This is a genomic window from Azospirillum oryzae (assembly GCF_008364795.1).
GTDB lineage: Bacteria > Pseudomonadota > Alphaproteobacteria > Azospirillales > Azospirillaceae > Azospirillum > Azospirillum oryzae.
On the sequence record NZ_VTTM01000001.1, the window covers coordinates 815,779 to 830,459 of the forward strand.

Sequence of the window (14,681 nt, forward strand, 5' to 3'; positions counted from 1 at the left end):
CAGCGTTCAGCTTACGCGGTCAGCTTCTGCATCAGCTCGTCGGAGATGTCGAAGTTGCCTTCGACCACCTGGACGTCGTCGTTGTCCTCCAGCACGTCCAGCAGCTTCAGCAGGCTGGCCGCGGCATCCTCGCTTGGTGCGACGGTGTTCAGCGGGCGCCAGGTCAGCCGCGCGCTCTCCGCACCGCCGAACTTGGCCTCCAGCGCATCGCGCACGGCCCCGAAATTCTCGACCGTGGTGGTGACCTCATGGCCGTTCTCGTCGGATTCGACGTTGTCGGCACCGGCCTCCAGCGCCACCTCGAACACGGCGTCGGCATCCGCGGCGGCGGCCGGGTAGAAGATCGCGCCGATGCGGTTGAACATGAAGCTGACCGAATTGGTCTCGCCCAGGCTACCGCCATACTTGGTGAAGCTGGAGCGCACTTCCGCCGCCGTGCGGTTGCGGTTGTCGGTCAGCGCCTCGACGATCAGCGCGACGCCGCCGGGGCCGTAGCCCTCGTACCGCACCTCTTCATAGTTCGCGTCGTCGCCGCCGCCGGGCGTGCCCTGCTTGATGGCGCGGTCGATGCGGTCGCGCGGCATGTTCTGCACGCGCGCAGCGAGAATGGCGGCGCGCAGGCGCGGGTTGGCCGCCGGGTCCGGCAGGCCGCTCTTGGCGGCCACGGTGATCTCGCGGGCGAGCTTGTTGAAGATCTTGGACCGCTTGGCGTCCTGTGCGCCCTTGCGGTGCATGATGTTCTTGAACTGGGAATGACCGGCCATGGGTCGAACGAGCCTCGAAACGGAAAATGGTCAATCGGGCGGGGTGAGCGCACGACACATGTAACAGGTCTGCCGCCCCACCGCACCTTTTCGGCGCGGGAGACGACACCCACGGGATTAGAAAGTCAATATGGCGAGATTGCGGCGCGGCTGGGAGCCCAGCAGAGACTTTATGCCGAGGTCACCTCAGCCCATGCCCATTGGCAGGCCAGAATGCGGGATCGAGCAGTTCCCCTACGCCATAGGGGCAGTCGCGGGGGAGATCCTGGTCGTACAGCCCGTCGCACTCCAGCCCCATCAACGCCTCTTCGCGCCCGCCGCTCCAGGCGTCCGGCAGAACCTCGTCCACGCGCGCCTTTAGGCTGGGGCTGTCCTTCAGCAGCCGTGCCAAGGACAGGCGCTGCTGGCGAACCGACCGCTTCCATCCCTCGCGCGGCCCTTCGGCCGGCGAAAGTTCGAGCTTCAGCAGATGCTCGATTACCCGTATCAGCCGGCTGAGAAGTTCCCGGCGGTCACGCCCACCCATGCTCTCGATTTCCTCGGCGAGGTTCTCCCAGTCGAGCGGCAGGTTGGTTCCCGACGCTGCCGCCTCGCGCAGGCGGGCTGCCTGCTCGATCGCCCAGGCGTAGAAATCCTCATCATGCTTCGCATGGAAGCCCATGACACTGCGCTCCGGCTATTGCATCCGTTCCGGCAAAGTCTGGCTCAGCCGCCCGCCGATGCGCAACGGCTCGATGCGGACCGCCAGCCCGGTGCGGTCGTCGGTCTCCACGTAGCAGCCGCAGACGGTGCCCTCCCCTTCCGCCGGGGACAGCCGTTCGGTCGGCAGCTTCCGCACCATCTTGGCCAGCGCCACCTCCTTCTTCATGCCGATGGCGCTGTCGTAATCGCCGCACATGCCGGCGTCCGACTGATAGGCGGTGCCCTTCGGCAGGACCATGTGGTCGGCGGTCGGAACATGGCTGTGGGTGCCCACCACCAGCGAGGCGCGGCCGTCGCAGAAATGGCCCATGATCATCTTCTCGCTGGTGGCCTCGCCATGCATGTCGACCAGCACGGCATCGACGCCGCCCGGCCCCAGCCGGTGCGCCTTCAGCACCCGGTCCACCGCTGCGAAGGGATCGTCCATCGGCTCCATGAACAGGCGGAGCAGCACGTTGATGACCAGCACCTTGCGCCCGCCGCGCGCCTGCAACAGGACGAATCCGCGGCCGGGCGTGCCCTCCGGGTAGTTCAGCGGACGGATGATGCGCGGCTGCTGCTCGATGGTGCCGACCAGCTCCTTCTGGTCCCAGGTGTGGTTGCCGAGCGTCACCACGTCGATGCCGGCCTCGAAGAACTCCTCGGCGATCTTGACGGTGACGCCATAGCCGCCGGCAGAATTCTCGCCGTTGACCACGGTCAGGTCGGGGTCCAGCCGTTCGCGCAGCATCGGCATGTGCGCCAGCACCGCCTCGCGCCCGGCCCGGCCCACCACATCGCCGAAGAACAGAATCCGCATCGCCCAACCTTCCAGAATAACTACTTACGAACGCGGAGCGTCTCGCGCTCCGTCACGATCCAGTCAAGCCGCTCGTCGTGGCCGTCCACCGGCACCGCCGGCATTTCCTGCGCCGCGAAGGCCACGCCGACCGCGACCACCGCCCCGCCATCGCGCAAGCCATCCAGCGTCCGGTCGTAATAGCCGGCACCATAGCCCAGCCGATGCCCCGAGCGGTCGAAGGCCAGCAGCGGCACCAGCAGCAGCGACGGCCGCAGCACCGCGCGCCCCTCCGCCGGCTCATGAATGCCGTAACGGCCGGCCGCCATGGGCGCCTGCGGATCCCAATCGCGGAAGACGAGCGCGGTGCCGCGCGGCCCCGAGACCGGCAGCCCGACCGTATGACCGAGTTCTTTAAGATGGAGCAAAGCCGGCCGCGCGTCGAGTTCGGAGCCGAGCGGCCAATATCCCCCGGCGGCGCCGCGCGGCAGATGGCCGCCTTGCGCCAGTTCGGCGATGCGGTCGCGCACGGCGGCGGATGCGGCGGGGCGGTCGGAGTCGGCGATGGCGTCGCGCCGGACGCGCGCCTCGCGTCGGGCGGCGTCCTTGGCTTGCGGATCGGTCATCGCGGACTGCGTGCGGGAAGAAAAGGGTGGAAGGTGCCGCCTCGGCCGGTGGCCATATGCCTATCCTCCATGGCCTGCATGAGCAGGTGGGCGCCATATACCCGGCCCTATGGGCCGGACAGGGACAGCTCCCTAGAGATCAAGGTTATCGGCCCTGGGGATTATTGCAGCCTGTCGAACCAGGCAGCGGTCCTTCCGTGTACCAATCTAGGCGCGCTCGAGCCGCGCGGCAACCTCTTCGATGCGTTTTGCCACACGATCGAGTTCGCCGACCACCGCGCCCTCGTCCACGGCAGGGGCGATGCCCTTGCCGGACATCACGTCCTGCAGCTCGTCGGCCAGCACCAGACAGGTCATCAGCATCATCTGCGCCTCCGACCCGCTGCGGCCGCCGCCGGTCAGCCGGCGCAGACGCTCGTCGACGTAGGCCGCCAGTTCCCGCAGCCGCGCTTCCTGGCCGTCCTCGCACAGCATGCGATAGAAGCGGCCGTTCACTTCGATGTCGACCTGGGCCATGGCGTCAGCTCTCCAGCACTTGTTGCAGTCGGGCGATGGCGACCTCCAGCCGCTGGGATACCGCCTCCGCGGTGGCCTGGGCGGTCGCCCGGTCCGCCCGCGCGGTTTCCAGCGCCTGCGACAAGTCCTGTTCGCGCCGGACCACCCGCTCATCACGGGCCGTCGCGGCATGCTCCAGCCGGTCCACAGCGCGGCCGAGACGGTCGAGAGCGGCTTTCAGGGAATCCATGGACGTCAACCTCGACCTGTGGGCACGTCATGTTCTAGGCGTAGAAGCTCGATCGGCGCTGCGCCAAGCCGAACCGCTGCCTTATCGCAGCGCCTAGAGTTGGGCCGGCACACCGACCGCGTCAACCGTCACGACGGCTTCTTCCACCGAATGCCCATACGGAATACCGGGGCGTGACGGAAGGCCGCAGAGGATGCGACAGTGACGAAACAATGCCGGACGGAGCGCATCCCACACGGAAGAGGGGCCTCTGCCATACCATTTCCTACCCCATTCCCATGTTGACCTGCGGACGGCGGTTCTGCATGGTGCGCCCGTTTCGCGGCGCCTTCCAAGGCGACCGCGCAACGTCCGTTGCCGACGCCGCAACCGCGCCCGACTCCGCAGGAAACGCCAGATGTCCGCTGCCTCCGCCCAGCCCTCCCTCCACACGATGGCCAGCGCGATCCGCGCGCTCTCCATGGACGCGGTCGAGGCCGCGAAGTCCGGCCACCCGGGCATGCCGATGGGCATGGCCGACGTCGCCACGGTCCTGTTCACCCAGTTCCTGAAGTTCGATCCGAAGAACCCGTCCTGGCCCGACCGCGACCGCTTCGTGCTGTCGGCCGGCCACGGGTCGATGCTGATCTATTCGCTGGCCTACCTGACCGGCTACGAGCGGATGACGATCGACGAGATCAAGCGCTTCCGCCAGCTGGGCAGCCTGACCCCCGGCCACCCGGAAGTCGATCCCTCCCTCGGCATCGAGATGACCACCGGCCCGCTCGGCCAGGGCGTCTCCACCGCGGTCGGCATGGCGCTGGCGGAGCGGATCACCAACGCCCGCTTCGGCGACGAGCTGATCGACCACTACACCTACGTCATCGCCTCGGACGGCGACCTGATGGAGGGCGTCAGCCACGAGGCCTGCTCGCTGGCCGGCCATCTCGGGCTGAACCGCCTGATCGTGCTGTGGGACGACAACCACATCTCCATCGACGGCTCGACCGACCTCAGCTTCACCGACGACACCCAGGCGCGCTTCCGCTCCTACGGCTGGAACACCATCGCCGTCGACGGCCACGACACCGACGCCGTGTCGAAGGCCATCGCCCAGGCCCGGACCTCCACCGACAAGCCGACGCTGATCGCCTGCCGCACCATCATCGGCAAGGGCGCGCCGAACAAGGCCAACACCCACGGCTGCCACGGTTCGCCGCTGGGCGCCGACGAGGTCGCCGCGACCCGCACCGCCATCGGCTGGACCCATGAGCCCTTCGTCGTTCCGGACGAGGTTCTGTCCGCCTGGCGCGCCGCCGGTTCCCGCAGCGCCGACGCCTATGCCGCCTGGGCCGGCCGCCGCGCCACCCTGACCGAGGCCGCCGGCAAGGCGTTCGACGAGGCCTTCGGCCGCGGCGTTCCCTCCGCCCTGGCCGACACCATCGTCGCCTTCAAGCAGAAGGTCAGCGCCGACAAGCCGAGCTGGGCGACCCGCGTCGCTTCCGGCAACACGCTGGAGGTCCTGGTCCCGGCGATCCACGAACTGATCGGCGGCTCCGCCGACCTGACCCCGTCGAACAACACCAAGGTCAAGAACACCGCCGACGTGAAGGGCAAGGGCGAGTTCGCCGGCCGTTATGTCCGCTACGGCGTGCGCGAGCACGGCATGGCGACGCTGATGAACGGCATGACGCTGCATGGCGGCATCATCCCCTACGGCGGCACCTTCATGCAGTTCGCCGACTATTGCCGTCCGTCGATCCGTCTGGCCGCGCTGATGAAGCAGCGCACCGTCTTCGTGATGACCCACGACTCGATCGGTCTCGGCGAAGACGGCCCGACCCACCAGCCGGTCGAACATCTGGCCGCTCTGCGCGCCATCCCCAACCTGCTTGTCCTGCGCCCGGCCGACGCGGTCGAGACCGCCGAGTGCTGGCAGATCGCGCTGGAGGCCACCGGCAGCCCGTCGGTTCTGGCACTGACCCGCCAGAATGTGCCGACCCTGCGCACCGAGCACACCGCCGACAACCTGTCCGCCCGCGGCGCCTATGTCCTGGCCGAGGCCGATGGCGAGCGCAAGGCGACCATCCTCGCCACCGGTTCGGAAGTGTCGCTGGCGATGGAGGCCCGCAAGGCCCTGCAGGCCCAGGGCATCGGCACCGCCGTTGTGTCTATGCCGAGTTGGGAACTGTTCGAGCGCCAGGACGATGCGTACAAGGCCTCGGTGCTCGGCACCGGCGTGCGCGTCGGCGTCGAGGCGGCGATCCGTCTGGGCTGGGACCGCTGGCTGGGCGACAAGGGCGCCTTCGTCGGCATGGCCGGCTTCGGCGAATCGGCGCCGTACCAGGAACTGTACAAGCACTTCGGCATCACCGCCGAAGCGGTCGTGGACGCCGTTAAAGCGCGCCTGTAAGGGCGCGTCTCTGAGAGAAGCCGAAGGGGCGTCCAGCAGAATTCGGGCGCCCCATATCCAACTGGAGGAAGTCATGGCTGTACGGGTAGCGATCAACGGTTTTGGCCGCATCGGCCGTCTGGTTCTGCGCGCCATCTACGAGAGCGGCCGCAAGGACGTGGAGGTCGTGGCGATCAACGACCTCGCCGATCTGAAGGCCAACGCGCACCTGCTGAAGTACGACAGCGTCCACGGCCGCTTCCCCGGCACCATCGAGACCGCCCAATCTGAAGACGGGGGCGGCGTCCTGATCGTCAACGGCCACTCCATCAAGGTCGTGCAGGAGCGTGACCCGGCCAAGCTGCCGTGGAAGGATCTCGGCATCGAGATCGCCATGGAATGCTCGGGCATCTTCACCAAGCGCGCCGACGCCGCCAAGCATCTGGAAGCCGGCGCGCAGAAGGTGCTGATCTCGGCCCCGGCCACCGATGAGGACATCACCGTCGTCTACGGCGTCAACCACGACAAGCTGACCGCCGAGCACCGGATCGTCTCCAACGCCTCCTGCACCACCAACTGCCTGGCCCCGGTCGCGCATGTCCTCCACAACCTGGTGGGCATCGAGAAGGGCTTCATGACCACGATCCACTCCTACACGGGTGACCAGCGGATCGTCGACACCAACCACAAGGACCTGCACCGCGCCCGCGCCGCGGCCCTGAACATGATCCCGACCTCCACCGGCGCCGCCAAGGCCGTCGGCAAGGTGCTGCCGGAGCTGAAGGGCAAGCTGGACGGCACCGCGATGCGCGTTCCGACCCCGAACGTGTCGGTCGTCGACTTCAAGTTCACCGCCAAGCGCGCCACCTCGGTCGAAGAGATCACCAAGGCGATCTCCGATGCCGCCAACGGCCCGCTGAAGGGCGTGCTGGCCGCCTACACCGAAGATCTGGTTTCGACCGACTTCAACCATGACCCGAACAGCTCGATCTTCGCGCTGAACGAGACCAAGGTCATCGACGGCAACTTCGTCCGCATCATGACCTGGTACGACAACGAGTGGGGCTTCTCCAACCGCATGAGCGACACCGCCGTCGCCATGGCGAACGCCAAGTAAGCCTCGCCTACCCGAGAAAAAGGCGCCTTCCCGTGGGGAAGGCGCCTTTTTTCTTTTCAGTGGCCGCAGGCCTTCAGGCCGCCCGCACCGTCGCCAGGAAGTCGCCGACCTTCGCGTTCAGCCCGGCCGCTTCGCTGGTCAACTTGCCCAGCGCCTCGACCAGTTCGCGGGCGGTGCGGCCGCTCTCGTCCGACGCGGCGGTGACGCCGGAGATGCTGGACGACACCTCGCCGGTGCCGGATGCCGCCTGCTGGACCGAGCGGGAGATTTCCGCGGTGGCGGCGTTCTGCTGGTCGACCGCGGCGGAGATCGTCGTTGCGATGGCACTCAGCCGCTCGATCACCGCCGACACCTTCTGGATTTCCGTCACCGCCTGACCGGTCACCGCCTGGATGCCGCTCATCTGGCCGCCGATCTCGTCGGTGGCCTTGGCCGTCTGGTTGGCCAGCGCCTTCACCTCGCTCGCCACGACGGCGAAGCCCTTGCCGGCCTCGCCGGCCCGCGCCGCCTCGATGGTGGCGTTCAGCGCCAGCAGATTGGTCTGTCCGGCGATGGAGTTGATCAGTCCGACGACCGTACCGATCCGCTCGACCGCCTCGGCGAGGCTGCCGATGCGGCCGGTGGCCTCCTGCGCCATGCCGACCGCCTCGCCGGCGACGCGGCTGGCTTCCGACACCTGCCGGCCGATCTCGACGATGGAGCAGGACAGCTGTTCCGACGCAGCGGCGACGGTCTGCACGTTGGCGGCGGTGCCGTCGCTGGCGCTCGCCACGATCCCGGCCAGCTGGCTGGTCTGCTCCGCGGCGTGCGACATCGCCCGAACCTTCTGGCCCAGCGCGTCGGTTGTGGTGGAGACGGAGCGGATCATGCCGCCCACCGTCCCCTCGAATTGCGCGGCCAGCCGGTCCATCGCCTGCCGCTTTTCCTCCACCGCCCGGCGCGCGGCCTCCGCCTGTTCGGCCTCCAGCCGGCGGGCGGCCTCGGCATTGACCCGGAACACCTGGACCGCCCGGCCCATGTCACCCAGTTCGTCGCCGCCCTCAGTCTCCGGAATGGTGACGGAAAGGTTGCCGTCGGCGAGCGAGCGCATGGCGTCGGACAGGCGGCGGATGCGCCGGCTGATCGAATTGCCGACCAGCGCGATCAGCGCCACCGCCGGCAGCACCAACCCGCCGACAAAGGCCGCCATGGTCCACAGGCTGTTGGCGAATCGGGCGTCCAGATCATCGATATAGACGCCGGTGCCGATGGCCAGTTGCCACGGCTCGAACATCTTCACATAGCTGAGCTTGGGCAGCGGCTCGCTGCCGCCGGCCTTGGGATAGCTGTAATAGACGAAGCCCTCGCCCTTGGCCTTGGCGGTGTCGACCATCTCACGCGAGAAATAGACGCCGTTGGCATCCTTCTGGTCGCGCTGATCCTTGCCGATCACGTCCGGCCGCACCGGATGGATGACGGTGCGATAGCCGGTATCGAGGACGAAGATGTAGTCCTTGCCGCTGTAGAGCATCGTGTTGATGTTGGCCTTGAACCGGTCGAAGGCCTGATCGCGGGTCAGCCGGCCGGCCTTGACCTCGGCCTCGTAACCGGTCGCCAGACCATGGGCGGCCTGCACGACGGAGCGCAGGGTTTCCTTCCGATCCTCCAGCGTGCTGCGCTGGTTCAACCACAGCGCGGCGGCGGCAAGCGCGATACTGACGGCCCCGGCCAGCGCAACCAGTGTCCACAGCTTCGTTCGCAGAGTCAGTTTCAGTCCGCTCATGAGGAAGTCCCCCCCTTTAGATCGGAGACTTCACAGCAAGGACGGTGCCAATCGGAAAACGGGATGGAGCCGTTGCTCTGCTATGATTACGTGAATGCATAATTCAAGCGTTTCGCCAAACTCACACTCCTTCGAACGCAAGCTGCGTTGCGTTTTGCGAAAAATCATCCGGCTTTGACATCGGTCACGCCGGCGGCACGGCCCAGGCACTCGGCGATCCAGGCGGAGACGCTCTTGCCTTCCCGCGCGGCGCAGTCGGCGACGGCGCGGTGCAGGATCGGGTTGATGCGGATGGCCAGCCGTCCGGAGAAGGGCTGTTCGCCCTCGCCCCCCATGTCGCAGGACAAATCGAGGTAATCGTCGACCGCCCGCCGAAAGGAGTCCCGCAATTCGTCCACAGACCGGCCGGAAAAGGTGATGCCGTCGTGGGTGTTGATGACCTCGCCGACAAAGACGCCCGCGTCGTTGTCGAAGTCGATCTGGGCCTTGTAACCCTTGTATTCCATCATCGCGGCATTCCCGGGGGAGGTATTCCAATGAAACGGACGCCGGTGCCCCGGCCTGCTGTCCGTTGTGACTGACCATACTCCGGGACCGCCATCCCTGGGTTTGACCTGCCTCAATTCTCTCAACCGGCTGAGGGCTGGAGCCCAATCGCACCCACCGCTAGAATGTCCGACCCGCCGCCACCCTGCCCCGCCCCGCCGCCGCCCATGCCCGCCGCCCCGCAATTCCCCCCGTCCCCCATCCGCCCCATCCTGGTCCGCGGCCTCGCCGACGCGCTGGCCGCCGCCGCGGTCGCCGACTCGGCCGGTGCCGCCCTCACCCTGATGGCGCCGCCGGCGGGCGGGGCGCTGTGGCTCCTCGACCTGATCGCGCGGGTGCGCCGGGCCCACCCCGGCCTGGAGGTGAGCGGCCTGCTGGACTGCGGCGACCGCGCCGGCGAGGCGCAGGGGGCGCTGGCCGCCGGGGTGCAGGCCCTGCTGTTCACCGGACGGACGGAGGCGGCGGGCCGTCTGGCGGCCATCGCCACGGCCCGTGGCGCCGCGCTGCTGACCGCCTGCCCGCCCCTGCTCGACCTCGCCGCCGAAAGTCATGGCTCCACCCGGCCGGTCCTGCTGGAGGCGCTATGCCGCGACTGGCTGACACAGGCCAACGGTTGGGCCGAAAGTCGTGCCGAGGCTTAGGTCCGGACTACCGCTTTTTCGCACAGCCTCGCCGCGCAAAGGTGGTGTAACGTCACGTAAGGATATTTTTGTGACACCGCACTCTCCCTCCGATGCCGGAAGAGCCACCCATGAGCATCACCTCCCTGACCACGCCGGATCAGACCATCGCGCAGCCGCACCATCCGGGGCAGGCCGCAAACGGCCGCTCATCCGACCGGATGGGGAACAGCCCGGATCCCCGGCCGGAGAAGATACGCGGTCTGCGGCTGGTCGCCGTCTGGGTCGGGCTGACCGCCGGATCCTGGGCGGTGCTGGGTGGGGCCGGATACGGCCTCTACACCGTGGTCAGCTCTCTTCTGCCTTAACCCCTCCGGCCGAGCCTTTCCACCCCCCGCGGGTTTCCCCCCGCCGCAGGCCCTAGGCCGTTCAGGCGTGGCAAATGGCCGCTTTATGCCCCTCCCGCCGTTGCAAAGCGGCCGAATACGGGCTAAGACGGCGCCATTTCCAAGAATGCCCCAGGGGAAGAGCCACAATGAAGCTCACGCGCCGCGTCAAAGACATTCTCGCCAACTACGAGAGCGACAATCCCGGCACCAAGGCGAACCTCGCCCGCATCCTGATGGAAGGCAAGCTCGGCGGCACCGGCAAGCTGGTGATCCTGCCGGTCGACCAGGGCTTCGAGCATGGTCCGGCCCGCAGCTTCGGCCCGAACGAGCCGGGCTATGACCCGCACTACCACTACCAGCTGGCCATCGACGCCGGCTGCAACGCCTACGCCGCTCCCCTGGGCTCGCTGGAGGCCGGCGCCGGCACCTTCGCCGGGTCGATCCCGCTGATCCTGAAGATGAACAGCGCCAACTCGCTGTCCACCCAGAAGGAAGCCGCCGACCAGGCCGTCACCGCCTCGGTCCAGGACGCGCTGCGCATCGGCGCCTCGGCCATCGGCTTCACGATCTATCCCGGCTCCGACGCCATGTACTCCCAGTACGAGGAGTTCCGTGAGCTGTCGAAGGAGGCCAAGTCCTACGGCCTCGCCACCGTGCTGTGGTCCTACCCGCGCGGCGGCGCCGTCACCAAGGACGGCGAGCTGGCCATCGACGTGATCGGCTACGCCGCGCACATGGCCGCTCTGCTGGGCGCCCACATCATCAAGGTGAAGCTGCCGTCGGCCCATCTGGAGCAGCCGGAAGCCAAGAAGGTCTACGAGTCGAAGCAGATCGCCATCGGCAACCAGGCCGAGCGCGTGAAGCACATCATGCAGTGCGCCTTCAACGGCCGCCGCATCGTGGTCTTCTCCGGCGGCGCCACCAAGGGCGAGGACGCGGTGTTCGAGGACGCCCGCGCCATCCGTGACGGCGGCGGCAACGGCTCGATCATCGGCCGCAACGCCTTCCAGCGCCCGCGCGAGGATGCCCTCAAGCTGCTCGACCGGATCATGAAGATCTACCAGGGCCGGGAGTAACACTTGGCCAAGGGAAAGCCGACGCAGGCGGAACCTGCCGCCTGCCGACTGTACCTCGTGACGCCGCCGGCCCTGGAGCCGGCGGCGTTCGCGCCGCTTCTGGAGGAAGCGCTGGATGCCGGCGACGTCGCCTGCGTGCAGCTCCGCCTCAAGGACTGCTCGGAGGACGACATCCGCCGCGCCTGCGACGTCCTGCGCCCCATCGCGCAGGAGCGTGAGGTTGCCTTCATCCTGAACGACCATCCGCGTCTGGCGCGGGAGGCCGGCTGCGACGGCGTCCATGTAGGCCAGTCCGATACGCCCTATCGCGATGCCCGCAAGATCCTGGGCAACGACGCCATCGTCGGCGTCACCTGCCACGACAGCCGCCATCTCGCCATGATCGCCGGCGAGGAAGGGGCGGACTACGTCGCTTTCGGCGCCTTCTTCCCCACCAGCACCAAGACGGCCGAATACAAGGCCGAGCCGGAGCTGCTGAGCTGGTGGTCGGAGCTGATGGAGGTCCCCTGTGTCGCCATCGGCGGCATCACCGCCGAGAATTGCGCGCCGCTGGTCACCGCGGGCGCCGATTTCCTGGCCGTGGTCAACGCCGTCTGGGGTCATCCGCAGGGTCCCGGCGCCGGAGTCCGGGCGCTGAACGCCGCCATCGAGGCCGCACTCGCCGGCTAGGCCGGCCGATTACCTGGACTTCCCCATAATCATGGACCTTTTGACGCCCGAGTCGCTGGGCATCCTGTTCGCCGTCGGCCTGCTGGCCGGCTTCGTCGATTCTATCGCCGGCGGCGGCGGCCTGCTGACCATCCCGGCCCTGCTGGCCGCCGGACTGTCCCCGGCCGAAGCGCTGGCCACCGGCAAACTGCAATCAAGCTTCGGTTCGCTGTCCGCCACCATCAAGTTCGTCCGCCGGGGCGAGGTCCATCCTGCGTCCATGCGCACGATGATTCTCTGCACCTTCATTGGCGCCGGGGCCGGGGCCACCTTGGTGCAGATGCTGGATCCCAGCTTCCTGCGCGACGTCATCCCGATCCTGCTGATCGGCATCGCCATCTATCTGCTGCTGTCGCCCAAGGCTGGCGATGTCGATGCCCATCAGCGCATCGGCGAGCATGCCTTCGCGCTCAGCATCGGCACCGGCATCGGCTTCTATGACGGCTTCTTCGGGCCCGGCACCGGCACCTTCTTCGCCATCGCCTTCGTCTCGCTGCTGGGCTACAACCTGCGCAAGGCGACCGCCCACACCAAGGTGCTGAACCTGACCAGCAACGTGGCCTCGCTGCTGTTCTTCATCGCCGGCGGCCATGTGCTGTGGACGGTCGGCCTGCTGATGGGCGTCGCGCAGTATATCGGTGCCCAGGCCGGCGCCCACATGGTGATCCGCAACGGCGCCCGAGTCGTGCGTCCGATGCTGGTCGTCGCCTCCATCGTCATCACCGCCAAGCTGGTGTGGAGCGACGAGCACAACATCCTGCGCGAGCTTTTCACCGCCGCCACCGCCTGGATCGCCTGACCGCGCCGGGCCGCAACGGCGGCCATCGCGCCGTTTTTTCCACTGAATTCACTGGATAATCTCGCCCCCGCGACGGGGGCGGGGACGAAAGCGCGGCTGCCTCCGGTGGCCGCGCCGCACCCCTTTCTCCCTTTTCCGACTTCCGAAACCGATGCAGGCCCGCAACACTGCTTGTGTAGCCAACAAAAAGTGGTGGGCAGCCCTTTACGTAAGCGTCAGTTTGTGTATCATTGCGTCAACAACACAATTGGGGGAAGGAACGAATGTCTCCGACGACGCTCAAGACACGCCTGATGACCGCCGCTGCCGCCATCGCGGTGACCGCACCGATCGCGACCGCCTCGACCGCGTTCGCCGCCGGTTTCGCGCTGAAGGAGCAGAGCGTATCGGGCCAGGGCACCGCCTATGCCGGCGTGACCGCCGGCGGCAACGGCGACGCCAGCTCCATGTTCTACAATCCGGCGACCATGGGTCTGGTGACAGGCATCGAGGCGGTGCAGACCGCCACCGGCGTCATCGTGAAGTCGAAGGTCGACAGCGCCAGCGCCACCCGCGCCCGGCGCCTGGGGGGCACGGCGATCAGCGGCAACGCCTCGCCCGGCGACATCGCCCAGGACGCGCTGGTTCCGGCCGGTTACTTCGTCTATTCGATCAACGACGACCTGAAGGTCGGTCTGTCGGCCAACGGCCCCTGGGGCTTGGTCACCGATTACGGCGACAACTGGATCGGCCGCTATCACGGCATCCGCTCCGACCTGCGCACCTACAATTTCGCGCCGTCGGTGTCCTACCGCATCAACCCGATGATCACCATCGGCGGCGGCGTGCAGGTCCAGTATGCCAAGGCCAAGCTGTCGCAGGCGTCCGATTTCGGCGCCAGCCGCCTCGGCCGTCCCGGCTCGCTCGACGTGAAGAGCGATATGACCGGCGACGACTGGGGCTGGGGCTTCACGCTCGGCGCCCTGATCGAACCGGTCAAGGGCACCCGCGTCGGCCTCGCCTACCGCTCGGCGGTCAAGCACACGCTGACCGGCACCATCTCCTTCACCGGCCTGCCGGCGCCGCTCGCCGGTGCCCTGCCCTCCCAGAGCATCAGCGCCGATCTGACCACGCCGGACATCGCCTCGATCGGCCTGTACCACGAGGTCAACGACCGCTGGGCGGTGATGGCCGACGTGCAATGGACCAACTGGTCACGCTTCCGCGAACTGCGCGTCAACGTCGCCAATCCGGCGCTCAATTCCGTGACGGAAGAGCACTGGAAGGACACCTGGTATTACGCGCTCGGCACCTCCTACAAGGTGACCGACAAGCTGACGCTGCGCGCCGGCGTCGCCTTCGACAAGGGCTCGGTCGACGTCGAGTACCGCACCCCCCGCATCCCGGAGCAGAACCGCTACTGGCTGTCGGCCGGCGCCGGCTATCAGGTCACCGACAACCTGCGCGTCGATGCCGCCTACTCGCACGTCTTCATCCCGAAGACGTCGGTCGCCCTCACCGACGACCTGACCGGCGCCGAAGCCGGCCGCGGCAACCTGAATGTGGACTACAAAAGCAGCATCGACCTGATCGGCCTGCAGGCGAAGTTCACGTTCTGATGTGAGGTGATCTGCCCTCGCCCGCCCCTGACAATCCCCTCTCCCCCCGGGGAGGGGGTTAGGGTTAGGGTGAGGGGGAC

At 67.6% G+C, this 14,681-nt stretch carries 16 protein-coding genes and 1 other RNA gene; 8 read left to right on the forward strand and 9 right to left on the reverse strand.

Annotation, left to right across the window (positions count from 1 at the left end; genetic code table 11):
* Positions 1–11: 11 nt before the first annotated feature.
* From FZ938_RS03920 to FZ938_RS03950, 7 genes are all read right to left on the reverse strand, one after another.
* Positions 12–764 (reverse strand): YebC/PmpR family DNA-binding transcriptional regulator, encoded by a 753-nt coding sequence (locus tag FZ938_RS03920; protein ID WP_149197323.1) that lies wholly within the window; start codon positions 762–764, stop codon positions 12–14.
* 181 nt (positions 765–945) lie between these two features.
* Complete coding sequence (locus tag FZ938_RS03925; protein ID WP_149197324.1) at positions 946–1,425, reverse strand: DUF29 domain-containing protein; 480 nt, start codon at positions 1,423–1,425, stop codon at positions 946–948.
* Positions 1,426–1,440: 15 nt separating this feature from the next.
* On the reverse strand, positions 1,441–2,265 hold the full coding sequence (locus FZ938_RS03930; protein ID WP_149197325.1) for a TIGR00282 family metallophosphoesterase: 825 nt from the start codon (positions 2,263–2,265) through the stop codon (positions 1,441–1,443).
* A gap of 20 nt (positions 2,266–2,285) precedes the next feature.
* Positions 2,286–2,870 (reverse strand): 5-formyltetrahydrofolate cyclo-ligase, encoded by a 585-nt coding sequence (locus FZ938_RS03935; protein WP_149197326.1) that lies wholly within the window; start codon positions 2,868–2,870, stop codon positions 2,286–2,288.
* Between the two features lie 29 nt (positions 2,871–2,899).
* Positions 2,900–3,063, reverse strand: a non-coding RNA gene (ssrS, locus tag FZ938_RS03940) — 6S RNA.
* A 14-nt stretch (positions 3,064–3,077) separates the two neighbouring features.
* Positions 3,078–3,386 carry a cell division protein ZapA gene (locus tag FZ938_RS03945; RefSeq protein ID WP_085088805.1) on the reverse strand — a complete coding sequence of 103 codons (309 nt, stop codon included), beginning with the start codon at positions 3,384–3,386 and terminating at the stop codon, positions 3,078–3,080.
* A 4-nt stretch (positions 3,387–3,390) separates the two neighbouring features.
* Complete coding sequence (locus FZ938_RS03950; RefSeq protein ID WP_085088803.1) at positions 3,391–3,615, reverse strand: hypothetical protein; 225 nt, start codon at positions 3,613–3,615, stop codon at positions 3,391–3,393.
* A 397-nt stretch (positions 3,616–4,012) separates the two neighbouring features.
* Between FZ938_RS03950 and tkt the strand changes: the two genes are divergently transcribed.
* Complete coding sequence (gene tkt, locus FZ938_RS03955; RefSeq protein ID WP_149197327.1) at positions 4,013–6,007, forward strand: transketolase; 1,995 nt, start codon at positions 4,013–4,015, stop codon at positions 6,005–6,007.
* Positions 6,008–6,080: 73 nt separating this feature from the next.
* Positions 6,081–7,103 carry a type I glyceraldehyde-3-phosphate dehydrogenase gene (gap, locus tag FZ938_RS03960; RefSeq protein WP_149197328.1) on the forward strand — a complete coding sequence of 341 codons (1,023 nt, stop codon included), beginning with the start codon at positions 6,081–6,083 and terminating at the stop codon, positions 7,101–7,103.
* Between the two features lie 73 nt (positions 7,104–7,176).
* Here gap and FZ938_RS03965 read toward each other — a convergent pair whose 3' ends face one another.
* The gene (locus FZ938_RS03965) at positions 7,177–8,865 is read right to left on the reverse strand and encodes a methyl-accepting chemotaxis protein (protein ID WP_149197329.1); all 1,689 of its coding nucleotides are present in this window, start codon (positions 8,863–8,865) and stop codon (positions 7,177–7,179) included.
* A 164-nt stretch (positions 8,866–9,029) separates the two neighbouring features.
* Positions 9,030–9,374: a type II toxin-antitoxin system HicB family antitoxin gene (locus tag FZ938_RS03970; RefSeq protein ID WP_149197330.1), complete on the reverse strand. Its 345-nt coding sequence runs from the start codon at positions 9,372–9,374 to the stop codon at positions 9,030–9,032.
* Positions 9,375–9,536: 162 nt separating this feature from the next.
* On the opposite strand from FZ938_RS03970, the gene FZ938_RS03975 reads away from it, so the two are divergent.
* From FZ938_RS03975 to FZ938_RS04000, 6 genes are all read left to right on the forward strand, one after another.
* Positions 9,537–10,052 carry a hypothetical protein gene (locus FZ938_RS03975; RefSeq protein ID WP_246457502.1) on the forward strand — a complete coding sequence of 172 codons (516 nt, stop codon included), beginning with the start codon at positions 9,537–9,539 and terminating at the stop codon, positions 10,050–10,052.
* A 110-nt stretch (positions 10,053–10,162) separates the two neighbouring features.
* A complete protein-coding gene (locus FZ938_RS03980; RefSeq protein WP_246457504.1) occupies positions 10,163–10,399 on the forward strand; it encodes a hypothetical protein in 237 nt (78 codons plus the stop codon).
* A 167-nt stretch (positions 10,400–10,566) separates the two neighbouring features.
* The gene (locus FZ938_RS03985) at positions 10,567–11,496 is read left to right on the forward strand and encodes a class I fructose-bisphosphate aldolase (protein WP_149197332.1); all 930 of its coding nucleotides are present in this window, start codon (positions 10,567–10,569) and stop codon (positions 11,494–11,496) included.
* 3 nt (positions 11,497–11,499) lie between these two features.
* Complete coding sequence (gene thiE, locus FZ938_RS03990) at positions 11,500–12,165, forward strand: thiamine phosphate synthase (RefSeq protein WP_149197333.1); 666 nt, start codon at positions 11,500–11,502, stop codon at positions 12,163–12,165.
* Between the two features lie 31 nt (positions 12,166–12,196).
* Entirely contained in the window at positions 12,197–13,003 is an 807-nt protein-coding gene (locus FZ938_RS03995) for a TSUP family transporter (protein ID WP_149197334.1), read from the forward strand.
* A gap of 263 nt (positions 13,004–13,266) precedes the next feature.
* Positions 13,267–14,601 (forward strand): OmpP1/FadL family transporter, encoded by a 1,335-nt coding sequence (locus FZ938_RS04000; RefSeq protein ID WP_149197335.1) that lies wholly within the window; start codon positions 13,267–13,269, stop codon positions 14,599–14,601.
* Positions 14,602–14,681 lie beyond the last annotated feature (80 nt).

Bases quoted from the DNA above. Each gene is read 5' to 3' on its own strand.
- FZ938_RS03920 (WP_149197323.1), bottom strand. From the start codon at position 764: ATGGCCGGTCATTCCCAGTTCAAGAACATCATGCACCGCAAGGGCGCA.
- FZ938_RS03925 (WP_149197324.1), bottom strand. From the start codon at position 1,425: ATGGGCTTCCATGCGAAGCATGATGAGGATTTCTACGCCTGGGCGATC.
- FZ938_RS03930 (WP_149197325.1), bottom strand. From the start codon at position 2,265: ATGCGGATTCTGTTCTTCGGCGATGTGGTGGGCCGGGCCGGGCGCGAG.
- FZ938_RS03935 (WP_149197326.1), bottom strand. From the start codon at position 2,870: ATGACCGATCCGCAAGCCAAGGACGCCGCCCGACGCGAGGCGCGCGTC.
- FZ938_RS03945 (WP_085088805.1), bottom strand. From the start codon at position 3,386: ATGGCCCAGGTCGACATCGAAGTGAACGGCCGCTTCTATCGCATGCTG.
- FZ938_RS03950 (WP_085088803.1), bottom strand. From the start codon at position 3,615: ATGGATTCCCTGAAAGCCGCTCTCGACCGTCTCGGCCGCGCTGTGGAC.
- tkt (WP_149197327.1), top strand. From the start codon at position 4,013: ATGTCCGCTGCCTCCGCCCAGCCCTCCCTCCACACGATGGCCAGCGCG.
- gap (WP_149197328.1), top strand. From the start codon at position 6,081: ATGGCTGTACGGGTAGCGATCAACGGTTTTGGCCGCATCGGCCGTCTG.
- FZ938_RS03965 (WP_149197329.1), bottom strand. From the start codon at position 8,865: ATGAGCGGACTGAAACTGACTCTGCGAACGAAGCTGTGGACACTGGTT.
- FZ938_RS03970 (WP_149197330.1), bottom strand. From the start codon at position 9,374: ATGATGGAATACAAGGGTTACAAGGCCCAGATCGACTTCGACAACGAC.
- FZ938_RS03975 (WP_246457502.1), top strand. From the start codon at position 9,537: ATGTCCGACCCGCCGCCACCCTGCCCCGCCCCGCCGCCGCCCATGCCC.
- FZ938_RS03980 (WP_246457504.1), top strand. From the start codon at position 10,163: ATGAGCATCACCTCCCTGACCACGCCGGATCAGACCATCGCGCAGCCG.
- FZ938_RS03985 (WP_149197332.1), top strand. From the start codon at position 10,567: ATGAAGCTCACGCGCCGCGTCAAAGACATTCTCGCCAACTACGAGAGC.
- FZ938_RS03995 (WP_149197334.1), top strand. From the start codon at position 12,197: ATGGACCTTTTGACGCCCGAGTCGCTGGGCATCCTGTTCGCCGTCGGC.
- FZ938_RS04000 (WP_149197335.1), top strand. From the start codon at position 13,267: ATGTCTCCGACGACGCTCAAGACACGCCTGATGACCGCCGCTGCCGCC.